At 46.9% G+C, this 21,702-nt stretch carries 16 protein-coding genes; 12 read left to right on the top strand and 4 right to left on the bottom strand.

Going from position 1 to position 21,702, the window contains the following annotated elements:
- Positions 1 to 37: 37 nt before the first annotated feature.
- The 12 genes from rbsK (at position 38) to ACO0KZ_RS12030 (ending at position 18,484) form a co-directional block, all read left to right on the top strand.
- Positions 38 to 958, top strand: a complete 921-nt coding sequence (rbsK, locus tag ACO0KZ_RS11975; protein ID WP_422995421.1) for a ribokinase — start codon at positions 38 to 40, stop codon at positions 956 to 958.
- Positions 959 to 1,075: 117 nt separating this feature from the next.
- Positions 1,076 to 2,071: a BMP family lipoprotein gene (locus ACO0KZ_RS11980; protein ID WP_422995423.1), complete on the top strand. Its 996-nt coding sequence runs from the start codon at positions 1,076 to 1,078 to the stop codon at positions 2,069 to 2,071.
- A gap of 134 nt (positions 2,072 to 2,205) precedes the next feature.
- Complete coding sequence (locus tag ACO0KZ_RS11985) at positions 2,206 to 3,726, top strand: ABC transporter ATP-binding protein (protein WP_422995425.1); 1,521 nt, start codon at positions 2,206 to 2,208, stop codon at positions 3,724 to 3,726.
- Entirely contained in the window at positions 3,723 to 4,829 is a 1,107-nt protein-coding gene (locus tag ACO0KZ_RS11990; protein WP_422995427.1) for an ABC transporter permease, read from the top strand. The genes ACO0KZ_RS11985 and ACO0KZ_RS11990 overlap by 4 nt, the downstream gene beginning before the upstream one ends.
- The gene (locus ACO0KZ_RS11995; RefSeq protein ID WP_422995429.1) at positions 4,822 to 5,790 is read left to right on the top strand and encodes an ABC transporter permease; all 969 of its coding nucleotides are present in this window, start codon (positions 4,822 to 4,824) and stop codon (positions 5,788 to 5,790) included. Before ACO0KZ_RS11990 ends, ACO0KZ_RS11995 begins: the two co-directional genes overlap by 8 nt.
- Before the next feature lie 97 nt (positions 5,791 to 5,887).
- The gene (locus tag ACO0KZ_RS12000) at positions 5,888 to 6,883 is read left to right on the top strand and encodes a nucleoside hydrolase (protein WP_422995431.1); all 996 of its coding nucleotides are present in this window, start codon (positions 5,888 to 5,890) and stop codon (positions 6,881 to 6,883) included.
- 48 nt (positions 6,884 to 6,931) lie between these two features.
- Positions 6,932 to 7,774: an isopenicillin N synthase family dioxygenase gene (locus ACO0KZ_RS12005; protein WP_422995433.1), complete on the top strand. Its 843-nt coding sequence runs from the start codon at positions 6,932 to 6,934 to the stop codon at positions 7,772 to 7,774.
- Positions 7,775 to 7,953: 179 nt separating this feature from the next.
- Positions 7,954 to 11,373, top strand: coding sequence for a carboxypeptidase regulatory-like domain-containing protein (locus ACO0KZ_RS12010; protein WP_422995435.1), 3,420 nt, complete (start codon positions 7,954 to 7,956; stop codon positions 11,371 to 11,373).
- A gap of 183 nt (positions 11,374 to 11,556) precedes the next feature.
- Complete coding sequence (locus ACO0KZ_RS12015) at positions 11,557 to 13,284, top strand: bifunctional metallophosphatase/5'-nucleotidase (protein ID WP_422995437.1); 1,728 nt, start codon at positions 11,557 to 11,559, stop codon at positions 13,282 to 13,284.
- A gap of 18 nt (positions 13,285 to 13,302) precedes the next feature.
- A complete protein-coding gene (locus ACO0KZ_RS12020; protein WP_422995439.1) occupies positions 13,303 to 14,376 on the top strand; it encodes a S1/P1 nuclease in 1,074 nt (357 codons plus the stop codon).
- Between the two features lie 54 nt (positions 14,377 to 14,430).
- A complete protein-coding gene (locus tag ACO0KZ_RS12025; RefSeq protein WP_422995441.1) occupies positions 14,431 to 15,963 on the top strand; it encodes an adenosine deaminase in 1,533 nt (510 codons plus the stop codon).
- 391 nt (positions 15,964 to 16,354) lie between these two features.
- Positions 16,355 to 18,484: a putative bifunctional diguanylate cyclase/phosphodiesterase gene (locus ACO0KZ_RS12030; RefSeq protein WP_422995443.1), complete on the top strand. Its 2,130-nt coding sequence runs from the start codon at positions 16,355 to 16,357 to the stop codon at positions 18,482 to 18,484.
- Positions 18,485 to 18,536: 52 nt separating this feature from the next.
- On the opposite strand, the gene ACO0KZ_RS12035 is transcribed toward ACO0KZ_RS12030, so the two are convergent.
- From ACO0KZ_RS12035 to ACO0KZ_RS12050, 4 genes are all read right to left on the bottom strand, one after another.
- Positions 18,537 to 19,160, bottom strand: coding sequence for a flavin reductase family protein (locus tag ACO0KZ_RS12035; RefSeq protein ID WP_422995445.1), 624 nt, complete (start codon positions 19,158 to 19,160; stop codon positions 18,537 to 18,539).
- A gap of 215 nt (positions 19,161 to 19,375) precedes the next feature.
- Positions 19,376 to 19,657, bottom strand: coding sequence for a hypothetical protein (locus ACO0KZ_RS12040; protein ID WP_422995447.1), 282 nt, complete (start codon positions 19,655 to 19,657; stop codon positions 19,376 to 19,378).
- 435 nt (positions 19,658 to 20,092) lie between these two features.
- Complete coding sequence (locus ACO0KZ_RS12045) at positions 20,093 to 20,935, bottom strand: SDR family NAD(P)-dependent oxidoreductase (protein WP_422995449.1); 843 nt, start codon at positions 20,933 to 20,935, stop codon at positions 20,093 to 20,095.
- A 36-nt stretch (positions 20,936 to 20,971) separates the two neighbouring features.
- A complete protein-coding gene (locus ACO0KZ_RS12050) occupies positions 20,972 to 21,691 on the bottom strand; it encodes a histidine phosphatase family protein (protein WP_422995451.1) in 720 nt (239 codons plus the stop codon).
- Between the last annotated feature and the right edge of the window lie 11 nt (positions 21,692 to 21,702).

Here is a 21,702-nt window from a genome sequence, read left to right on the forward strand (position 1 = left end):
TAAACTGCAAAACAAAATTGGTTTGAACAAGGACGCTATGAAACCGCAGATCGCCGTTGTTGGTAGTATCAATATGGACATGGTTTTCAAGACACCGCGTATGCCGACGCCAGGTGAGACGCTGATGGGACATAGTTTTCATCAGGTGCATGGTGGTAAAGGTGCGAATCAGGCGGTTGCGGCAGCGCGCATGGGCGCTGATGTGGATTTCGTGGCAAATGTCGGCGACGATTTGAACGGCAAGAGCTGTTTGCAGGCGCTGGCACAAGACGGTATCCAGTTGCAGCATGTGCGCGTGGTGCCTGAAAGTGCGACCGGCGTTGCTGGTATTTTGTTGGATGATGCGGGTGAAAACTGTATTGTATTAACAAATGGAGCAAATGCTCTAATGAGCTTGGCAGATATTGACAACGCTAGTAACACTATTGCTAAAGCTAAGCTGTTATTATGCCAGCTCGAAACGCCACTCACCACCGTACTGCATGCGATTGATTGTGCGCAGCGGGCAAAGGTTAAAGTGGTATTGAATCCGGCTCCCGCGCAAAGCTTGAGTGATGCGGTGTTGGCACAGGTCGACTACCTGGTAGTGAATGAGACAGAAGCAGCTCTATTGAGCGGCTTGCCCGTCACTGATGTTGCTAGCGCTGAGTCGGCAGCGGCACTATTACGCGAGCGCGGTGCTCGGGTTGTGTTACTTACTTTAGGTGCCTCTGGCATGTGGGTTGCCGCTCCCGATGGTGCTTATTTTTTACCGGCCTTTAAGGTCGAGGTGGTTGATACCACTGCTGCAGGTGATACCTTTGTGGGGAGTTTTGCAGTCGCTATTGCCGAAGGTAGGGACTTACGCGCTGCGTGTATGTTTGCGCAAAGTGCGGCAGCATTGGCAGTGACACAACTTGGTGCACAAACGTCAATACCGTATCGGGAAGCAGTTGAGCGGCAGTTACAGAAACAGTGATTGCCTTTATAATTTCGGGTTAATTAAGTCGCCTACAACCGTCAGATTTGCTAACAAAGTAAAGCTGGCGAATCGAGCTAATCAAGCTAATCAAGGTATTTTGGGAGTCGAGCAAATATGAAACTGCGTTCATCACTACTTTTCAGTGTTTTACTTTCTATGTCAGCAGCGGCATTCGCCGACCAGCCTAAGTTCGCTTTGGTGTATGACGCCGGTGGTAAGTTTGACCGTTCGTTTAATCAGTCAGCCTATGAGGGCGCAGAGCGCTTTAAAAAAGATACAAAAATTTCGTATATAGATGCGCAAGTGATGAGTAATGCGCAGGGCGAACAGGTGTTACGTAGCCTGGCTCGCAAAGGTGTAGATCTGATTGCCGCGATTGGTTTTACCCATGCACAGCAAGTTCAGACCGTGGCAAAAGAATTCCCTAAAACAAAATTCGTGTTGGTGGATGGCTCAGCCTCTGGCGCGAATGTCAGCTCTATCTTGTTTAAAGAACAGGAAGGTTCCTATTTAGTCGGCGTGGCAGCGGCTTTGGCGTCTAAATCCAAAAAATTGGGCTTCATAGGTGGTATTGATATTCCCTTGATTCGTGCATTTGTTTGCGGTTATACGCAAGGTGCAAAGTCGGTCGACGCTAAAGTAGATGTGGCACAAAATATTGTCGGGACAACCGCAACTGCTTGGAATGACCCGGCCAAAGGCGGTGAGTTGGCGCGCGCACAGATGGAGCGTGGCGTTGATGTGATTTTTGCAGCGGCGGGTGGAAGTGGCATGGGCGCACTGCAAGCAGTTAAAGAAAAAGGCAAGATGGCAATTGGTGTTGACTCTAATCAAAACTATTTGTTCCCTGGCGTAATGCTGACCTCTATGGTGAAACGTGTTGATAACGCGATCTACGACAGTTTTATGCAAGTAAAAAACGGTACGTGGAAAGCCGGTGTCTCTAATCTGGGTCTGAAAGAAGGTGGTGTGGATTGGGCTTTAGATAAAGATAATCGCAGCCTGATTACGCCGGAAATTGAAAAGCGCGTGAACGCCGCAAAGCAAGATATCTTGAACGGTAAAGTGAAAGTCATCGATTACCGCGAAGCCAGTCGTTGCCCATTGTAAAAAAATAAGGCCACAGCACCTGTTGCAAACAGGGCTGTGGTTTTTTTATTCTGAAGCATTTCCTGTGACTCTACTTCTCCTATGCTCGTTTAAGACAAATGATGGGCGGGGAAGCTCAAACCCTATTTGACAACATGTCCACAGCAGTAGAATTTCGCCAAATATCAAAGCGTTTCGGTCAAGTACTAGCGAACGACGCCGTCAGCTTCTCGATTGAGCAAGGGACGATACACGGCATTATTGGTGAAAACGGCGCAGGCAAATCGACGCTGATGAGTATCCTGTATGGTTATTATCAGGCAGACGCCGGTGACATTCTGATCAACGGCACGGTGCAAAGCATACGCAATAGTCATGGGGCCATACAACTCGGCATAGGCATGGTGCATCAACACTTCATGTTGGTCGAAGATATGACGGTGTTGGACAATATTATGCTGGGTATGGAAGGTGGATTTCGTCTGCGTTCGCACCGTAGCAAAATCGCCGCAGAGTTGGTCAAATTATGTGAGGATTATGGCCTTGCGATTAAACTTGATGCACGTATCAATACACTGTCAGTTGGCGAGCAACAGCGCGTAGAGATTCTAAAACAGCTATATCGCGATGCAAATATTTTGATTCTGGACGAGCCGACAGCGGTCTTGACGCCTCAAGAAACTGAAGCCTTGTTTGTGATCCTACGCCTGTTTAAACAGCAGGGTAAAACCATCATCCTGATCACCCACAAACTCGCTGAAATTTTGGCGATTACCGATGAAGTGACGGTGATGCGTGCAGGCGCTGTGGTCGCTGCATTACAGACAGCGAATACCAATCAAGAAGACCTTGCGTACAAAATGGTGGGGCGCAGCGTTGCTACTGAGTTGCCACGTAAGCCATTGGCACAGGGTGACGCCGTACTGCAAGTTGAAGATTTGTGTTTGCAGAACGCGCTGGGCGTGCATTTGTTGAGCAGTTTGAATTTTTCCGTAAGATCCGGAGAAATCGTTGCGATTGCAGGTGTCTCTGGGAATGGTCAATCGGAGTTATTGGAAATACTGGCGGGCATGCGCAATGTGAACGGCGATAAAATTGCTGGCTCCGTGCATATCAATGGCTATCAGCCCAACTATCACAAGAAAGATACGACGCTGGCTGCGAAGCTACGAAAATTGGGTGTGTCACATGTGCCAGAAGATCGCTTGCGCGATGGCGTAATTAAGGATTTCTCTGTATGGGAAAACATTCTGCTTGGGCAGCAGACCGAGCAGATTTATCTGGATAAGAAAAAATGCGTCGCTGCCAGTGATGCTCTGTTGCGTCAGTTTGAAGTGCGCCCTTTGGACTCACATCTGCGGTTGTCACAACTGTCTGGTGGCAATCAGCAAAAAATTGTCTTGGCACGGGAAATTGCTGCACAACCTAAATTGATGTTGGTCGGGCAACCGACTCGCGGTGTCGATATCGGCACCATACAACGCATCCATACTGAATTGCTCGCCTTGCGCGATTCAGGTGTGGCTATCCTCTTAGTTTCAGCCGAGTTGGAAGAAATCCGCGCACTGGCTGATCGTGTTTTAGTGATGTCAGGTGGACGTATTACAGGCGAGTTGAATATCGCTGATTACGACACTACGCGCATCGGTTTATTGATGGGTGGATTGCATAAATGAATTCAGAATTACCTCGCTGGGCGACCAATATCGCGCTGCCTTTGTTCAATTTACTTTCCGCGATGCTGGTCGCTGCGGGCGTGATTTACTTACTCGGCGAAAGCCCTCTCGAAGCCTTAGGTATTTTGCTTAAAAGTTCTTTGGGCAATATTGAAGGCTTTGGCTACACCTTATTTTACGCGACGACGTTTATCTTTACTGGTTTGTCAGTGTCGATCGCGATGCAGGCGGGTTTGTTTAATATCGGTAGTGATGGCCAGATGTATTTGGGTGGCTTAGGATTAACTTTGGTGATGCTGCAATTCGATGCTAGCTTACCAGCATGGATATTAATACCACTGGCATTAAGCGCTGCGGCTTTGTTTGGTGCTGCCTGGGCTTTCTTACCCGGTTATCTGCAAGCTAAACGCGGCAGTCATGTAGTGGTCACCACCATCATGTTTAATTTTATCGCCGCATCGTTGATGAACTTTATCATTATTACCTACATGATCCCTGCGGGTGAACAAAATCCAGCCAGTCGCGTGTTCGCGGAAGCGGGTTGGTTGCCACGGCTGAACTCTTGGATACCGGGATTTGGCGATACTCCTTTGAATCTGACGTTCATCGTCGCTCTGTTGTGTTTAGTTGCTTATGGCGTATTGGTCTGGCGCACGCGCTGGGGATATGCATTGCGTGCCGCGGGTAAGAGCTCACACGCGGCGCTGTATGCAGGTATTTCTATTTCGACGGTCATCATTGTTACGATGCTGGTGTCTGGCGCATTTGCGGGTGTCGCCGCGATGAATATGCTGGCTGGTTCTATGCATTATCTGAGTTTGAATTTCACTAGCGGTGCAGGTTTTATCGGCATTGCCGTGGCGTTGATGGGGCGTCAGCATCCTATCGGTATTTTTATGTCGGCATTGTTGTTCGGTATCTTGATACAAGGGGGTTCTGATTTGTCTTTGGAGAAATCCAATATCCCGCCTGAGACTTTCGTTTTTATTCAAGGCTTGATAATTTTATTCTGTGGTGCAATGGAAAATATGTATGCACCTGCTTTGTCACGTGTACTGAACTTGTCACGCACATTGAAGGCTAAGGGAGCAAGCCATGTTTGAAGATTTCCATGTCTCTAGTATTTTAGTCGCGACTATTCGCAGTGCGCCCGTCTTATTGTTTGCGGCATTTGCGGGTGTATTTGCCGAGCGTAGCGGCATCATCGATCTGGCGCTGGAGGGCAAAATGCTGGCATCGGCTTTCGTCGCGGCTGCATGCACTTTTGCCACTCAAAATCCTTACCTTGGTGTGGCGGCAGGCATTTTGGTGTCTTGCTGCATAGCGCTCTTGCAAGGCTATGTGGCGATCAACCAAAAAGGGAATCAATTGGTGTTTGGGATTGCGATTAATATTGCGATGTCCGGTTTAACTTTCGTCTTGGCGCAATACTTTTTTCAGCTCGGCGGCCGTAGTCCTGATTTGGGTGCAGCGCGCTTCCCGGTATGGAATTTTCCTTTTGCAGATTGGTGGTCCACCATACCTGCGTTGAATTGGTTGCTCGGCAAATTCTTAGGTGGTCATACCGTCTTGGTGTATCTGGCTTTTGCCTTGATTCCTTTTTTGCATTGGTTCATCTATCACAGCCGTTTTGGTTTACGTCTGCGTGCCGTAGGGGAGAACCCGCATGCTGCCGATGCGGCGGGTATTAATGTTGCGCAAACTCGCTATTTGGCACTGCTATTTGGAGGCGTTTTATGCTCGTTTTCTGGTGCCTATTTAGCGATCGTACAGAGTGGATTCTTCTTGCGTGATATGTCTGCCGGTAACGGTTTCCTGGCATTGACTGCGATGGTGTTTGGTAATTGGCGACCATTACAAACGGCTTTGGGTTGTTTGATGTTTGGCTTCTTTGCCGCTTTGCAAATCCAGATGGAAGGCGTGGCTTTCCCTGTCGTTGGTCAAATTCCTGGTTCCTTGATCCAGATGTTGCCATTCGTGGTAACGGTTGTCGTGTTGGCTGGCGTGATGGCGAAGTCGGTAGGGCCGAAAGCGCTGGGCGTACCGTTTGTAAAGTCGCGTTAGCGACGAAGTTTCCAATAATGAGATTTCCATATAGAGATCTGTTAACGAGAATAAATCTGCGAAATCAATTCAGCGAAATTAATTCAGCGAGACCACTATGTCACATAAAGTAATTTTCGATACTGACCCAGGCGTTGATGACGCGATGGCTTTGTACTTCGCGCTGGCCCATTCTGAGATCGATATTGTCGGTATCACGACCACGTTCGGTAACGTTACGGTGCCGCAAGCGACTGCGAATGCACTGTATTTGACGCGTATCGCGGGTTATGAAATTCCCGTGGCGGAGGGCGGTGCATTGCCTTTAATGAAAGCGCCAGGTAAGCCGCCAGGCTTTATACACGGCGATGATGGTTTGGGCAATTTGCCTTCACGCGTTGCAGTTTCCGGAAAACCTGAAGCGGCATCTGCTGCCGAATTCATCGTTAACATGGCTCGTCAATTTCCAGGTGAAATCACGATCGTGGCGGTGGGTCCTTTTATTAATTTAGGTTTGGCATTAAAGCTAGAACCACAGTTGCCTAAGTTGATTAAACAAGTGATTTTGATGGCTGGTACTGTGGTCGAGCCAGGGAATGTTTCGCCAGTGGCAGAGGCGAATGTTTGGAATGATCCACACTCGGCTGACTTGGTGTTTACGGCGGGTTGGAATTTGACCATGGTGGGTTTGGATGTCACTCATCGTGTGGTCATGCCGTCCAGTTATTTTGCTCAATTGGCGCAGCATCATCAGCAGCATTTGGCGATGACTACCTTGCAGCATGCAGTGAATTTTTACTGCGATTTCCACCTCAAGGCGCGTCCTGAATTAGGCCACGCTTGTTACGGTCATGACATTCTCGCTTTTGTCTATCTAGTCGCGCCAGAGCTGTTCCAGACCCAAGATGGTCGAGTGCGTGTGCAACTCGACGGCATGGGCAATGGACAAACCATGATGGATAGACTGGGTGGCACTTTGACTTATGCCCAACCCGGTTGGGAACTTAGTCGTCCCGAGACTCGTGTGTGCTTGCAAGTCGATACGGCGCAATGCCTCGCGCTGATTGAAGGCACGTTGGAAGTGAACTGGTTGCGTGCGCCACTGGTATTGTGATTTTCGGTTTTGTATTAATGCGGTTTTAGAGAGTACAAGGAGTTCGCGATGTTAATTACACCTGTCGATTTTACCAGCCCAACAGCGGCCAAAGATTTTGCAGAAAGTTTGCATAATACGGGCTTTGGTGTGCTCACCAATCACCCTTTATCGCAACAATTATTAAACACAGTGTATGCCGAGTGGTATCAGTTTTTTCAGAGCGAAGCGAAACACAATTACGCTTTTGATCCGCAAAAATATGATGGTTATTTTTCGCCCGCGGTCTCTGAGACTGCGAAGGGAAATACCAAGCGTGATCTGAAAGAGTTTTATCACATTTACCCTTGGGGACGTTATCCGACCGAAGTCTCGGACGCTGCGCGCCAATATTACGCTGAGGGGGCGACACTCGCTGCGACCTTGCTGCAATGGGTTGAAACCTATACGCCAGCCGATGTCAAAGCGAAGTATTCCATGCCTTTGTCGCAAATGATCACCGGTAGTGAACAAACTTTATTACGCGTGCTGCACTACCCGCCACTGCAGGGTGATGAAGAGCCTGGGGCGGTGCGTGCGGCGGCGCATGGCGATATTAATCTATTGACTATCTTGCCAGCGGCCACCGCGGCGGGTTTGCAAGTGGTAGGCAAGGATGGACAATGGCATGATGTGCCGTGTGACTTTGGTATGTTGATCGTTAATATTGGTGACATGTTGCAAGAAGCATCTGCTGGCTACTACCCATCGACTATTCACCGCGTGCTAAATCCAACTGGCGCAGAGGCAAAAAAGTCGCGCGTTTCCTTGCCGTTGTTTTTGCATCCACGTCCTGATGTGGTCTTATCAGAACGCCATACCGCCGGTTCGTATTTAACTGAACGCTTACGAGAATTGCATTCTAAAGTTTAAACTTTATGCGTGGAAAACCACATTCTGATCGTATTCGAAAGTTTCCTCTAAAAAAAAATCCGACTGTCATAGTCTTGAAATAAAACTGCGTTCAAATGCAAGGCTTTTCGCAAAAATATCGATACTTGCGACAAAATTTTTTATATTAAAACTGTTTATTTTCCTTGGGAGTACTACCTATGAACAAGCAACAAAAGTTTCGCTTGACGAAACTTGCCTTTAGTCTGGCTGTCGCACTATCTTCCGTACCTGCAATGGCGCAAAACACGACCTCCGGTATTGGTGGTGTAGTGACTAGCAATATCGGTAAGCCAGTGGTTGGTGCGAAAGTGACGATTGTCCATACTGAGTCTGGTTCAGTTAGTAATACGGTGACGGATGCTCAAGGGCGTTACTTGACACGCGGTCTGCGTGTTGGCGGTCCTTACACCATCACAATTACACAAGATGGGATCACCGAAAAGCGTGAAAATGTGTTCATCCAATTGGCTGAAACCTCGAATATCGATGCTGTTATCGGTAGTGCGGTACAAGTCGTGCAAATTAATGCAAGTAGCGGTAATTCCGAAAAGTTTAATAAAGGTACGATGGGTACAGGCACGAATATCGGCGCGCGCGAATTGGCTGCTTTAGGCTCGATTCAGCGTAACTTGGCTGATTATGCGCGTACTGATGCACGTATTTCACAAACCGATAAAGAGCGTGGTGAAATTTCAGCCGGTGGTCAAAACTCACGCTACAACTCGATCACTATCGATGGCGTTAGTATCAGTGATACGTTTGGTTTAGAAGGCAATGGTTTGCCGACTGCAAAACAGCCGATTTCAATTGATGCAGTTCAATCCGTGCAAATTAACGTCTCTAACTATGACGTGACACAAAAGGGCTATACCGGTGCCAATATCAATGCGGTCACCAAATCGGGCACGAATAATTTTAAAGGTAGTGTTTACTACGTTTTCCGTGACTCCAAGTTAGTGGGTCAGCGTTATAACGCATCTAACGATACTTACATTGATGCGCCAAAATTTAAGGAACAAACCAAAGGACTTACCTTTGGTGGCCCTATCATTCAAGACAAATTATTTTTCTTCGCTAGTCTTGAGCAATTAAATAGTACTCGCACAGCGCCATCCTTTGGCCCAATCGGTAGTGCACAAACTAATGTTGGCATTACACCATCTGCCATTTCTAGCGCACAGAGTATAGCGAAAAGTAAATACGGTGCAGATATTGGTACTTCCGATATTCCTGAAGGTACCGAACTGGTGGTGAAAGATAAGTTGATCAAGATAGACTGGAATATCAATGATGATCACCGTGCCAATTTCCGCTATTCAAAAACTGAGCAGAAAGAACCAACATTTGCAGGATTCTCCACAAACGGTTTGTCTTTGAGTTCTTATTGGTGGAGTCAAAATAAGAATGTTGAGTCGATGGTCGCGCAAGTGTTCTCTGACTGGACTCCAAACTTTTCAACTGAATTCAAAGTGTCTTCACGCGATACTGATAGCATCCCTAAAAACAACGCGACTTTGCCATCCATTGGTCTGAGTTTTTCAGGTGCTTTACCAGCGGGTTCCCCAAGTACGATTAGCTCAGGCACTCGAACTTTGAGTTTTGGTACAGAAGCTAGCCGCCAAAATAACGTCTTGCGTACCAAAACCGCCGATTTATATTTCGGTGCTAACTGGAATATCGGCGACCATGAAGTGAAGTTTGGTGGCGACTACAGTAGCAATAAAGTCTATAACGCGTTTTTGCAGAATGTTAACGGCACGTACAACTTCAATTGCACCAATATTACCTCCACGACTTACTACAGTTTTGGCGCGATCAACTGCAGTACTGCTACCGCAGCCCAAGTTGAGGCAGCCGTGCTAGAAAACTTTAGCCGTGGTCGACCAAATAGTTATCTGGTTCAAGTGCCAGTTGACGGTGGTTCTTTAAGTAATGCGATTGCGACATTTACCTTGAAGAATGCAGGTGCATTCGTTCAAGATACTTGGAAGGTTAATCGTAATCTGTCGATCATGTATGGCGTGCGTTTAGATGCGCCAGCAATTAGTGAGCGACCATTAAGGAATGTCGCGGCAGCAGCGCCTATGGTGGCTGGCGTTGCAGCGACGAATGTTCGTCAGTCTGGCGGATTCGGTTTGGATAATACGCAAACTATTGATGGTCAAAATTTGTTTCAGCCACGTTTTGGTTTTAACTACTCACTCGAAAGCGCACGCTTGACGCAAGTGCGCGGTGGTCTGGGCTTATTCCAAGGCGCGGCCGCCAATGTCTGGTTAGCCAATCCATTCTCTAATACAGGTGTGGCAACGAGAGTGATAGGTTGTGGCACATCCGGTTTCGCGGCATGTCCAACTGTCGACGGTACGTTTAGCATGGATCCAACCAAGCAACCAACTAACTTCCCAGGTTCAACTCCTGCTGCCAACGTCGATTTCTTGCAACCAGGTTTGGGGCAACCAGCGGTATGGAAGGGTAATTTAGCATTTGATCATCAATTACCATGGTTTGGCTTGGTGTTCGGTGCAGAGTATTTAAACACTACCAACAAGCAAGGTATTTACTACGAAAACTTAAACTTGGGTACGCCAACTCAGACGGGTACCGATGGTCGTCAATTGTTTTACACGCCGCAGGGCTATAACCCAGCTTGTTGGACTGCAATAGGCGGTACAGTAACTACTGGTAATTGTACTGGTTTCCGTGCCAAGGCCTTGAGTAATCCTAATTACAACAATGTCTTGATGGCGGCAAAAACAAAGAAAGGTGGCGGTAATTTAGTGACTTTGTCTTTGTCTAAGCCTATTTCAAGCGGTTTTGGTTGGAATGCTGCTTATACCTACACTGAGGCGACTGAAGTGAACGGTTTGACGTCATCCGTTTCTAACTCTAACTGGGCAGCACGTTCGATTCTAAATCCAAATGAGAAAGTCGCTTCGAACTCGGCTTACTTGGTGAAAGATCGTATCAATCTCAGTATGACTTTCCAAAAAGCCTTGTTTGATAATCTGAAGAGTACCTTCGGCGTATTTTATGAAGGTCGTAGCGGTAAGCCATACAGCTGGACAGTCAATAATGATATGAATGGTGACGGTGTTTTTGGCAATGACTTAATGTATATTCCAAGAGCTTTTGGTTCGGGTGACGTGGTGTTCCGTGGTGATACAGCGACGGATAAAACCAATGAAACCCGTTTCTGGGATGTTGTGAAAGATAATCAAGAATTGTTAGGCGCTGCTGGTGGCGTGGTGAAGCGTAATGCTAGTTTTGCTCCATGGACCAATAGTATCGATATGCGTTTCACACAAGAGCTGCCTGGACTCTACAAGCAAAACAAAGCGGTCTTGATTTTAGATTTGTTTAACTTCGGTAATTTGTTAAATAAAAAATGGGGTCGCATTAACGAAATTGGTTTCCAAAGTGGTGGTGGACAAGCTCGTAGTTTTGTCGATTTTGCCGGTTTAGATCCAAATGGTAAGTATATTTATAACGTCCGTCCATCGGTGGAAGGCTACGACACTCGTCAAGTCAAAGGCGAATCTCAGTGGGCCATCCAAGCTACTTTGCGTTATGAGTTCTAATCACTGATGAACTCAAAAAAAACGGTTGGTGGTAACACCGACCGTTTTTTATTGGGAGCAATGATTTAAGCTTCCTAACTGGATATAGTAGCGCCATCATCGGTGGTGATATGATGATAGACGCTTTAAGTCTGCCAATTTCTTGGCAGATTTTTACCACCAACCAATGAATAAAGAGCGTCTGTGATACGCAAAACTATGCAATTACCGAATTACACCTGGTTCCCGTTTGCTCGAACCGTCCTTAGCCTAACGCTTACTTGTGGCCTGCTAGCATGTGCCACGCCACAGGTGCAGCCTATCGTCGTGAATATAGTGGCAATCAACGATTTTCACGGCCACATCGACAAAGAAAAATTTAGCTTTACTCGCGCCAAAGAGCCGACTGCGCAGACGGTGCTCGGTGGCGGTATAGAAGTGCTGGGTGCTAATTTGCAAGCCTGGCGTAAAGAAGATAAAGATCTGTTGTTCGTTGGCGGTGGTGACTTAATTGGCGCTAGCCCGGGCATATCATCACTGTTTGCTGATGAACCAACCATAGATGCTTTGAGTCAAATGGGCTTGCGTGTTAGTGCATTGGGTAACCACGAGTTCGATGGTGGTTTGCAAGAATTGAAGCGTCAGATCAACGGCGGCTGTGATTCACCACGTCCGGAGAAAGCCTGCAAATTTAATGGCGAATTTACCGGCGCGAAATTTTCCTATATCGCCGCGAATGTGATTGATACGGCCAGCAATAAGCCCATGTTTCCTGCTTATCATATTGAGCAAGTGAAGGGCGTGAAGATAGGCTTTATCGGTGCTGTCTTGCGTGAAACGCCGATGATGGTCGCTAGCGAAAACGTAAAGGGTGTGCATTTTATCGATGAAGCAGAAGCGATCAATCGCAGCATCCCTGCCTTGAAGGAACAAGGCGTGAAGGCGTTTGTCGTTCTAATCCATGAAGGCGGTACTACGACGGAAGCCTTCGATCAACCAGCCTGCTCACAATTGAAAGGGCCGATTGTCGACATTGTGAATCGCCTCGATCCCGCGATTAAGTTGATCGTCAGTGGGCATAGCCATACAGGATTTATTTGTAAAGTGGGTGACAGAACGGTGACGCAGGCGCAGAACTATGGACATTTGTTGACACGTATCGCATTAACACTAGACGGTAAAAGCCATCAAGTGACCAACATCGAAGCGCGTAACATCGTGATGGAAATGCCCACTGCACCTGTGCCTGAGGAATTGAGCGCGCTAATGACTAAGGCCAGAGAAGGCAGTCATGCGATTATTACTCAGCCTGTTGCCCGTCTGGCTGTACCCGTATTGAGCCGGAAACTCAATGAAGCAGGTGAATCACCTCTAGGTAATGTTGTCGCTGATGCACAGCTTGAAGCCGTAAAAAGTTTAGGCGTGCAGATCGTGTTTATGAACAATAAAGGGATACGCGCGAATCTGGAAACGGTCAGTAATCGTGTCAGCAATTATGGACAGATATCCACTGTACTTCCATTTGGAAATACCTTGGTGTCGATGACCTTGACCGGCGCACAAATCCGAACTTTACTGGAGCAGCAAGTGTGGCTTGATGATGAGTCCGTAGACGGTAGAAACGTCTTGCAAGTGTCCGAAGGATTTACGTATGTATGGGACAGAAAGCGTCCTCAGGGACAACGAGTCTTGGCTGAGAGTGTGAAATTGAACGGTGTGGCGCTTGTTGACAACAAAGAATATCGCATCGCTGCGAACAATTTTATTGCTGGCGGTGGTGATCGTTTGCCGATATTTGCGCAAGGCACGAATAAAGTCGATACTGGCATAAAGGATCTTGATGTGTTCTTGGCCTACGTCAAAGCACGCGATCAGGCTGGTTCTCCTGTTGGTAGTGAGAGCGCTGCTGGTCGGGTTAAACGAATTAATTGAATTTGAAAGCCAAATAAAATGAAAAAAATTAAATTACTCCTTGTATTATGCGGCGCACTTGCTTCAGTCAATGTCATGGCCTCGGGCGACGAAGGTCATAAAACTGTTGGTGCAATTGCTGATCGTTTGTTAAAGGGCACCAATGCGGGTGCAAAAGTGCAAGCCTTATTGCAGCCAGGTGAAAGCTTACAATCGATTTCAATTTGGGCTGATTGTGCTAAGGGTACATTTTGCGGCCCGCAAACTTCAGAAATGGTGGCATTCGGGATTCAAAATCCAGCACACGCGGCCTACCATTACACCAACACGCCAGTACAAAATAAAACCTATGTGGCAGGCGGTGTGGGTACCACAGATCACGATATCGTCCAAACCTTGAAACAAGCGATCGCGGTGTTACAAGGGAATGATAATGAGACTACTAATCCTCATCGATTTTCACCACGTCAGGCGCTGTTGATGATCGCTCATTTGGTCGGCGATATTCATCAGCCTTTGCATGTAGGTGCAGCGTATATCAATAGCGAGAATCAATTCGTTACGCCACTGAGCAAACAACAGGTCGACGGAGTGACTATTTTTGATCTGCAAGGTGGCAATAATCTGTTGTTAGAAGATATCAAAACCTGGACTATGCGTGATCAGGAAGCCTACAAACGCGAACAGGCGGCGGCTAAAGCAGAGAGCGCAATGGCCGATGCGGAAAAACCAAAACGTGTTGGCAAACCTTTGCATTTATACTGGGACGTCACCGTCGTAGAAAATGTGATGCGTAATCTGGGCGCGCGTTCAGTGCAGGAACTGACCGAAAAATTGATGGCGAATTCTGCTGTTGCTGCAGCCAACAATGGCGATCCAATTACCTGGCCAGAACAATGGGCGAATGAAGGTTTGGGCTATGCAAAAATTGCTTACGCCGATATCGTGGCGACAGAACGGATTAAAATCACCAGCCGTCGTGGTGTGGAATTTTCTTCATGGTATACCAGCTTGCCAGCTAACTACATAGACAGCAGCACCGAAATTACACAGAAACAGCTCAAAGTCGCTGGCTATCGTCTAGCGGCATTACTACAGAAAATTTGGCCTTGATTTGTTCGGGATTCAGCTCAGGATTCAGCTCAAAACCAGAATAGGGAAAAGCAAATGATGAAGAAAATTATTGCAGCATTTTGTATTAGCGCCTTCGCGCTGCCGATGGCGACTGCCTATGCAAAAGATGATGCAAAAGATGATGCTAAGACCAAACAAAATCTGCAAAGCACGCGTCAATATTACGCGCAGTTGATTGCGGGTACACCGGGTGCACAAGTGCGCTTGGCGGAATTGAACATGCTGATGACGATGCTGCCTAAGGGCGGCGATATTCATCATCACTATACGGGTTCGGTGTATGCGGAAACCTACTTGGACTGGATAGGCCAGCAAGGATTCTGTGTTTATCGCGAAAGTGATCTGGCCAACAAGCAAGAAAAATTTCGTATCGAAACACGCAAAGCCTACATCACAGAAACGAACAAAACTTGTCTCATGGCCGATGCTATCCGCAAAGACAATGCCTTCTATCGCGAGTTGATTTCAACTTGGTCCGTTGTGGATTTTGATAATCATGTCCATCCACAAGTCGCGCCGGATCAACATTTCTTTAATACTTTCGGCTACTTTTCGCCTATTTCAAAGTATTCGACGAATCAAGGTTTGACTATCTTGAAGCAGCAAGCTAAAGCAGAGAACCAGCAATATTTGGAGACGATGCTTAAGAGTGCGCCGATTACCGACCACCCAGAATTTTCTGCCAAGATCGATGCTTTGCAAGCGAATAGCAGTAAAGCAGAGATGCTTGAAGCCTTTGGTAAATTGGCAGATTTCTTAGCGCAAGATGCTGGCGCGCAAAAGAAGATTGCCGACTATGTACAAGAGACTATTAATGATGCCGCAGGCATAGATGATGCCGACTTTACTTTGCGGATTCAGACTTATGTGTCGCGCAATAGTGCGCCCTCTAAAGTTTTCTCAAGCCTATTTGCCGCTTTTGCAGCTAGTCAAAACAATCCGCTCATCGTTGGTGTAAACATCGTCGGTGCTGAACACGCCTTGGTGGCGGTGCGTGATTATAATTTGCACATGCAGATGTTTGCTTTTTTAAAGCAACGTTTCCCCAAAGTGCGTTTGTCTTTACATGCAGGTGAGCTGGTACTTGGCATCGTGCCACCTGAGCATCTACAACACCATATGCGCAGCGCGATACAGATCGCAGGTGCGGAACGTATTGGTCATGGTGTTGATATTATGCATGAGACGAATCCAGATCAATTACTAGCCGAACTCAAAAAGCGTAATGTCGCAGTCGAAATCAATCTGACTAGTAATGATTTTATTTTGGGCTTGAAACAGCAAGCACATCCGGTTGCTATGTATTTACGTCATGAGACACCTATTGTGATTAGTAGTGACGACGCAGGTGTGTCTCGTAGTAACTTAAGTCGTGAATATTTCTTGTTTGCCAGCCGCTATACGCCATCCTACGACACACTAAAGAAGACGGTGTACAACAGCATCCGCTATTCCTTTTTGAGTCCGTCTGATAAAGTGATTCAATTACGTCAATTGGATCAGCGCTTTGTTAAATTTGAAGCGGCTGCTGCTAAATTGGCGCTGTCTGCGAAATCGAAGTTTTAAACACGGTGACTAGCAGGATGACTTAAGTTTGCTCAACCTAACAAAAAGATGGGGCAACAAGTAGTATTCAACAAAAACTAATCAATAAGACCACTCCATTCGTGCATTCGAATGTGAGTGGTTTTTTTTATGTCTATCGGCCTTTGAACTTATCTAGGTTTGCTGTGGTCAATCTTATAGACTAGCGCAAGTTGTTATCAATTAAGTATAGACGTATAATTAAATGCTTTAAAGCATCTTTTTTAAGGGCTTTAGACTATATCATTGAGCTTCGACTGGTCGTATACCACTTAGTGCCGCGTTGCGCGTCTTATGCTTTTTATATTGCCTACTGAGACTGGAGCTTGCACGAGTTTTTGGGTAATTTTGATTAACAAAGTATAAGGAAAAAATGAACGCTCCCGTCGCAACACTGTATTTTATATCCGTGGGAGTGTTTGCCTTAGGCTCGTTTCAGGCGGCTGTCACAGCACGTAGTAGTGCTTATGGCAAAGCTTGTTGGGCGTTTTCTGCACTGTGCTTATTTTTCGCGCTATTTCAACTGGCATGTGGTGCCCAATATTCTGCAACCAGCTTGCAAGCTGCCTTGTCCGCCCATAAGTGGGTCAATTTCTTTTCTGTCTTATTGATTCCACTCATCTGGTATCTGGTTGCTTGCTTGGAGCTCAAGCCTAGCTCTTTCCGCGCCTCCTATGTGGTGGGCGCTCTATCAAGCATAGTACTTTTGGATAACTACCTAAGTCCGTTTGGCTTTCGTTTCGTGCAAATATATCCGGATGCGTTGACGGTACTGCCTTGGGGCGAGCAAATTTGGGTGCTATCTGGTGAGCCAAGCTTGGCATTCCGAATCACACGATTGTTAGCATTAGGCTTGATCATTTACACGATGTTCTTCTCGTTCAAAATTACACGATTGGGAGAAAAGTCGACCAGTCGCTTGATCCGTCTGGCTTTATCTTTGTTGCTGGTGGCAGGTGTTTTAGCTAGCTTGTCTGATAGCGGAGTGCTGAAAATACCCTACCTCGGTGGGTTTAGTTTCTTAATTTTAGCGTTTTCATTTTCTGCGCTGGTCGGTAAGGATGTGTCTAACCGAAGGATAGAAGAACTTGAGCTTTACAGTGAATTGCAGCACGAGATAGAAGGTAGAAAAATCGCCAATCAGAGGATAGAACATGTCTTAAACAATGATGTGCTGACCGGATTGCCGAATCGTGCTGGTGCGCTAATTGGCTTGCAGGCCATGCTTGAATTAAATCGTACAAATCAATCTAAATTAGGTGTTTTTATTTTTGATGTTGATCAGTTGAGCATTATTAACGGTACTCGTGGCTATAAAGCAGGGGATCAGCTATTGGTCGAAGTGTCACAACGAATAAAAGACAGTGTCAGGGACAGTGACCTGATTGCACGACTTGGAAGCGGTCGGTTTGTGGTCGGTGCAACTGGATTAAAGACCGAGCGTTGCGTAACACTGGTGTATGAAAAAGTCTCAGGTGCTTTGGCGTCGCCGTTTTATATTGAAGATAGTTTGCTGAGTATTACGTCTAATACCGGGGTTGCGGTGTTCCCCGATAATCTGGGGGCTGATGAAGATATTTTGGCAGCAGCGGAGCTGGCGTTGCATGATGCAAAGAGTTGCGGCACGGGTAAGCTAAGATTTTTTCATCCCTCTCTAAAAGAGAATATCCAGCAAAGAATTGATTTTGAAAGCGCCTTAAAAGAGGCGCTGGACAAGAAACAATTTTTTCTCTGCTATCAACCTCAGGTGTTGGCATCGAATGGCAAGACAGTGTGTCTGGAGGCATTGATTCGTTGGCAGCATCCTGTCTATGGTTTGGTCATGCCTGATCGTTTCATTCAGTTAGCAGAAACCATGGGGATTATTGCCAACATTGGTGCCTGGGTGATTGATCAAGCCTGCGAACAGTTGGCACACTGGCGATCCATGGGGTTCGCTGAACTTAGAGTGGCGATTAACCTCTCGGCACAACAGCTATTGGTCTCTGATTTAGAAGAAACCGTATCCGCCTCCTTGCAACGCTATCAGTTATCGGGAAGTGATATCGAACTGGAAATTACCGAATCGGTATTAATGCAAGATCCTGAGCGCTCGATAGAACGCTTGGGCGCTTTGCGCCAGCTAGGCGTGCGGTTATCAATTGATGACTTTGGTACAGGCTATTCGTCGTTGGCGTATCTACGTGTCTTACCCGTGCAAGCATTCAAACTGGATCGTGGCTTTGTTTGGGATATGGGCAAAGGCGGCAAAGGTTGGGAAATCTGCGCTACCGCAATCGGTTTAGCCCAGAATCTGGGTTTGGAAGTGGTCGCGGAAGGTGTGGAGACGGAAGAGCAATGCCAGCAATTACAAAGACTGGGTTGCCACTTATTGCAAGGGTATTTGTTTGCTAAACCATTGACGGTAGATGCTGTACCGCGGTTTCTTGAATTGTCTTTACATGAGTCAGCAGCGTTGTTTACCTCTGATAGCGAGTCAGCTCCCATACTCAATCTGCTGTAGTGCTTGCGCTTGCTTTTTTCTGGTCGAGACCCATCTTGATTTCAGGCACAGCTCAAGCAGGACGCTGCATGCAAAATTTTTGCGTCGCATCGATCATGAAATAATCCGCTGCACCGCCGCCCCGTAAGACGTGCTGAGCCGCCGCCGTGTCGTAGACGCCATCTGTGAGCGAGTTCTGTGCGATGTGGACGCCGATCACTTCACCGAGGACTAACCAGGATGCCAATTTTCCGCCATCGGCTTGTTGCAGTTGAATGATCTGAGTCAGTTTGCATTCAAAGCTGACAGGGCTTTCTAGTACCCGTGGTACCTTGATGAGGCGTGACGGCGCAGCGTGTAAGCCAGCCAACTTGAATTCATTGATGTCTGCTGCGACTGTGGCGCTAGTTTGATTCATCGCCTGTGCAAGTGGTCTGGTCACCAGATTCCAAACAAACTCGCCCGTTTCCTGAATGTTTCGTAAGCTGTCTTTAGCCCCTAAACTGGCAAAGCCAATGATGGGTGGTGTGTAATTAAACGCATTGAAGAAGCTATAGGGGGCAAGATTGATCAAACCCTCTGCGCTTTGGCTGGAAATCCAGCCGATGGGGCGCGGTCCTATGATGGCATTGAATGGATCATGAGGCAGGCCATGCCCAGCACGTGGTTCGTAAAAGTAGTTTGTGTTTTGTGTCATTGGGGATCTTAGCGAGAGAATTATCGTTATGTGGCTTGTCCGAAACGATAAATTGTATCAGGCTAGATCGCGGTTATGCTGTGGCGCCGTGATGTGCCACGCCACATCTCTGAATATTAGGAATTCACGCAGACTTGATTAGAACCCAAGTTAAAAAAAGCGTCAGATTAAATTTTAATCTGACGCTTTTTTTGAAGAGGGTGATCCTAAATCTCTTATATTTGATCCGGCATGCGGAATTTGGATCGGCGATCACCCATTAAACTGCGGATCTCTTTAATGCTAATGCCAGATTCTTCATGCATACGTATCAGCAATGAGGGACCGACCGGCAAGATTTTGTGACGGATTTTGCTAATCACTGGCGGTGCTACTTCTAACGCACGAGACAGCGCCGCATCGTTCTTAATACCCAAGGTTTTGATCAGGGTATCAAGCAGCGTATTAGGGTCGTATTGAAACTCTTCTGAGCTTGGGATGTCGAGGATGTTAGCCATGGAATATGTTTTATCCTATTTAAATGGGTTAAACAAAAAATGTTGATTTTTGATCAGATTTAAAACTTGAATCTAAGCTTGAATCTATGACTGTACATTACACTTGAGGACAATATACAAAGCGCCCTAAAGCACTCATTGTGAATTTACGACTTGTGATTGTTCTTACTTCAATGTATTCAAGTAACGCTAATAATGCAAGGTAAATTATTAATTTTGGTTGATCCGATAACGGGTAATTTGTTTTCAGATCTGCAATCACCTTATCTAGCCATCTTTATCTGGATTAGATAATAGTGATTACATATACACTATTCTAGAAGTTTTCGGAAATATCAATTGTGAAAAATTGTCACATGATTTTGATATGTGCAAAAAACCACGGATCAAGCTCGCTAAGATCCGCGTTTATTGGCTAACTTCTTGCAGAATGGCCTAGATCGGCAGCAGACTAGGTGGCCGCCCTTGCAAAATATCCTCGGTACGAATATGCACTGCAGCTTTTGATTCAGGGTGCGTCAAAATATAAAAAGTGTTGTTTTTAATCGCCGCCATGACGGCATCTGCCACCTGCTTTGGTGCGATGCCAGCTTCGACTGCTTTGCTTATCGCCGCACCCGTTTTCAGGCTGACTTTTTCTAGTTGCTCTGGCTTGCTGCGATCTTCCGCATCACGATGGCGTTCTGCATCGATAATTCGGGTCTTCACCCAGCTTGGACAGAGCACAGAGACGCCGATTTTTGATTTGCGTAAAGTCAAGTCGTGATACAAGCCTTCGCTTAATGTCACCACGCCAAATTTGCTCACGTTGTAAGCAGCCAACGCCGGTTCTGATACCAGACCTGCCATTGACGCGGTGTTGACGATGTGAGCTTCCTCGCCATTTGCCAGCATGCGCGGTATGAAAGCACGCAGCGCGTGGGTCACACCATATAGGTTGATCCCCATAATCCATTCCCAGTCTTTGGCAGTTGTCTCCCAGGCGGATTTGGTAAAGGCGACGCCGGCGTTATTTACCAATAAATGCACATTGCCAAACTGGGTAAATGCACGCTCCGCCAAGGCCAGAATTGCACTTTCTTGAGCGACATCGGTAACGACGCCTATCACCTCACAACCAGCGTCGTGAAGTTCCGTCACGGTTTGGTCCAACACCTCGGCACTGATGTCGGCCAGGACCAGCTTCATTCCTTCTGCTGCGGCTGCGAGTGCGATGGCCTTTCCTATGCCTTCTGCGGCACCAGTGATGACGGCGACTTTGCCTTGTAGTTCTTGCATGCTGTTCTCCGGTTCTTGGATCGTGGTTTGATGTTGTTATCGATAGCTAAGTAATTCTGGCCGCTGATGAATTTCTAAATGGGCTGAGCAATTCAAATAATTCAGGCTGACGCGGGTGCTGCCAGTGCGTAATCTGCTCACACCGCTATTGAGTAAACTGGCATTGAGATCAAAAATGCGTTGATCATTAATCCCGATTATGTCTTGTAGCAAAGCTGAGATAGTGCCGCCCGAGGTAAAGATCCAGTAATTTTGTTGTTCATCCTCGGCGTCTTCTACCTTCAGGAGACGCTGTAAAGCAAGTCGGCAACGCCGTTGAAATTGCGCCCAGCTTTCCTTGTAGTCTTCATGCTCACCGCTGATCCAGCGATTGACTGCTGCCGCGAACATGAACTGAAACGCGCGCCTTGGATGGGGATGATTGTTGAATGATTGTTTCAACGCACGAAAGTCGGCAAATTCAGGATGGTTTCTGAGCAAAACATCTTGATGATCAAATTCATCAAAGCCAGGATCGACGATCCAATCCGTTTCTGGAAAATCGTCTGGCGAATTTCTAAATTGCTTCAGGCATTGTTGTGCGGTTTGACGATGACGGCGGTTACTACCCATCACCACTTGGCTAACTGTTTGCCCGCTTTGTTTAAACCAATCGCCTAAAAGGCGTGACTGTTCTTCACCAAGCGGCGACAGCTGGTCATAATCGTCAGCATCAAAGCTGGCTTGACCGTGCCGGATTAAATAAATATGGCCCATATCTCCTCGAC

Origin of the sequence: Undibacterium sp. Di24W (assembly GCF_049340325.1) — a bacterium.
GTDB lineage: Bacteria > Pseudomonadota > Gammaproteobacteria > Burkholderiales > Burkholderiaceae_D > Undibacterium.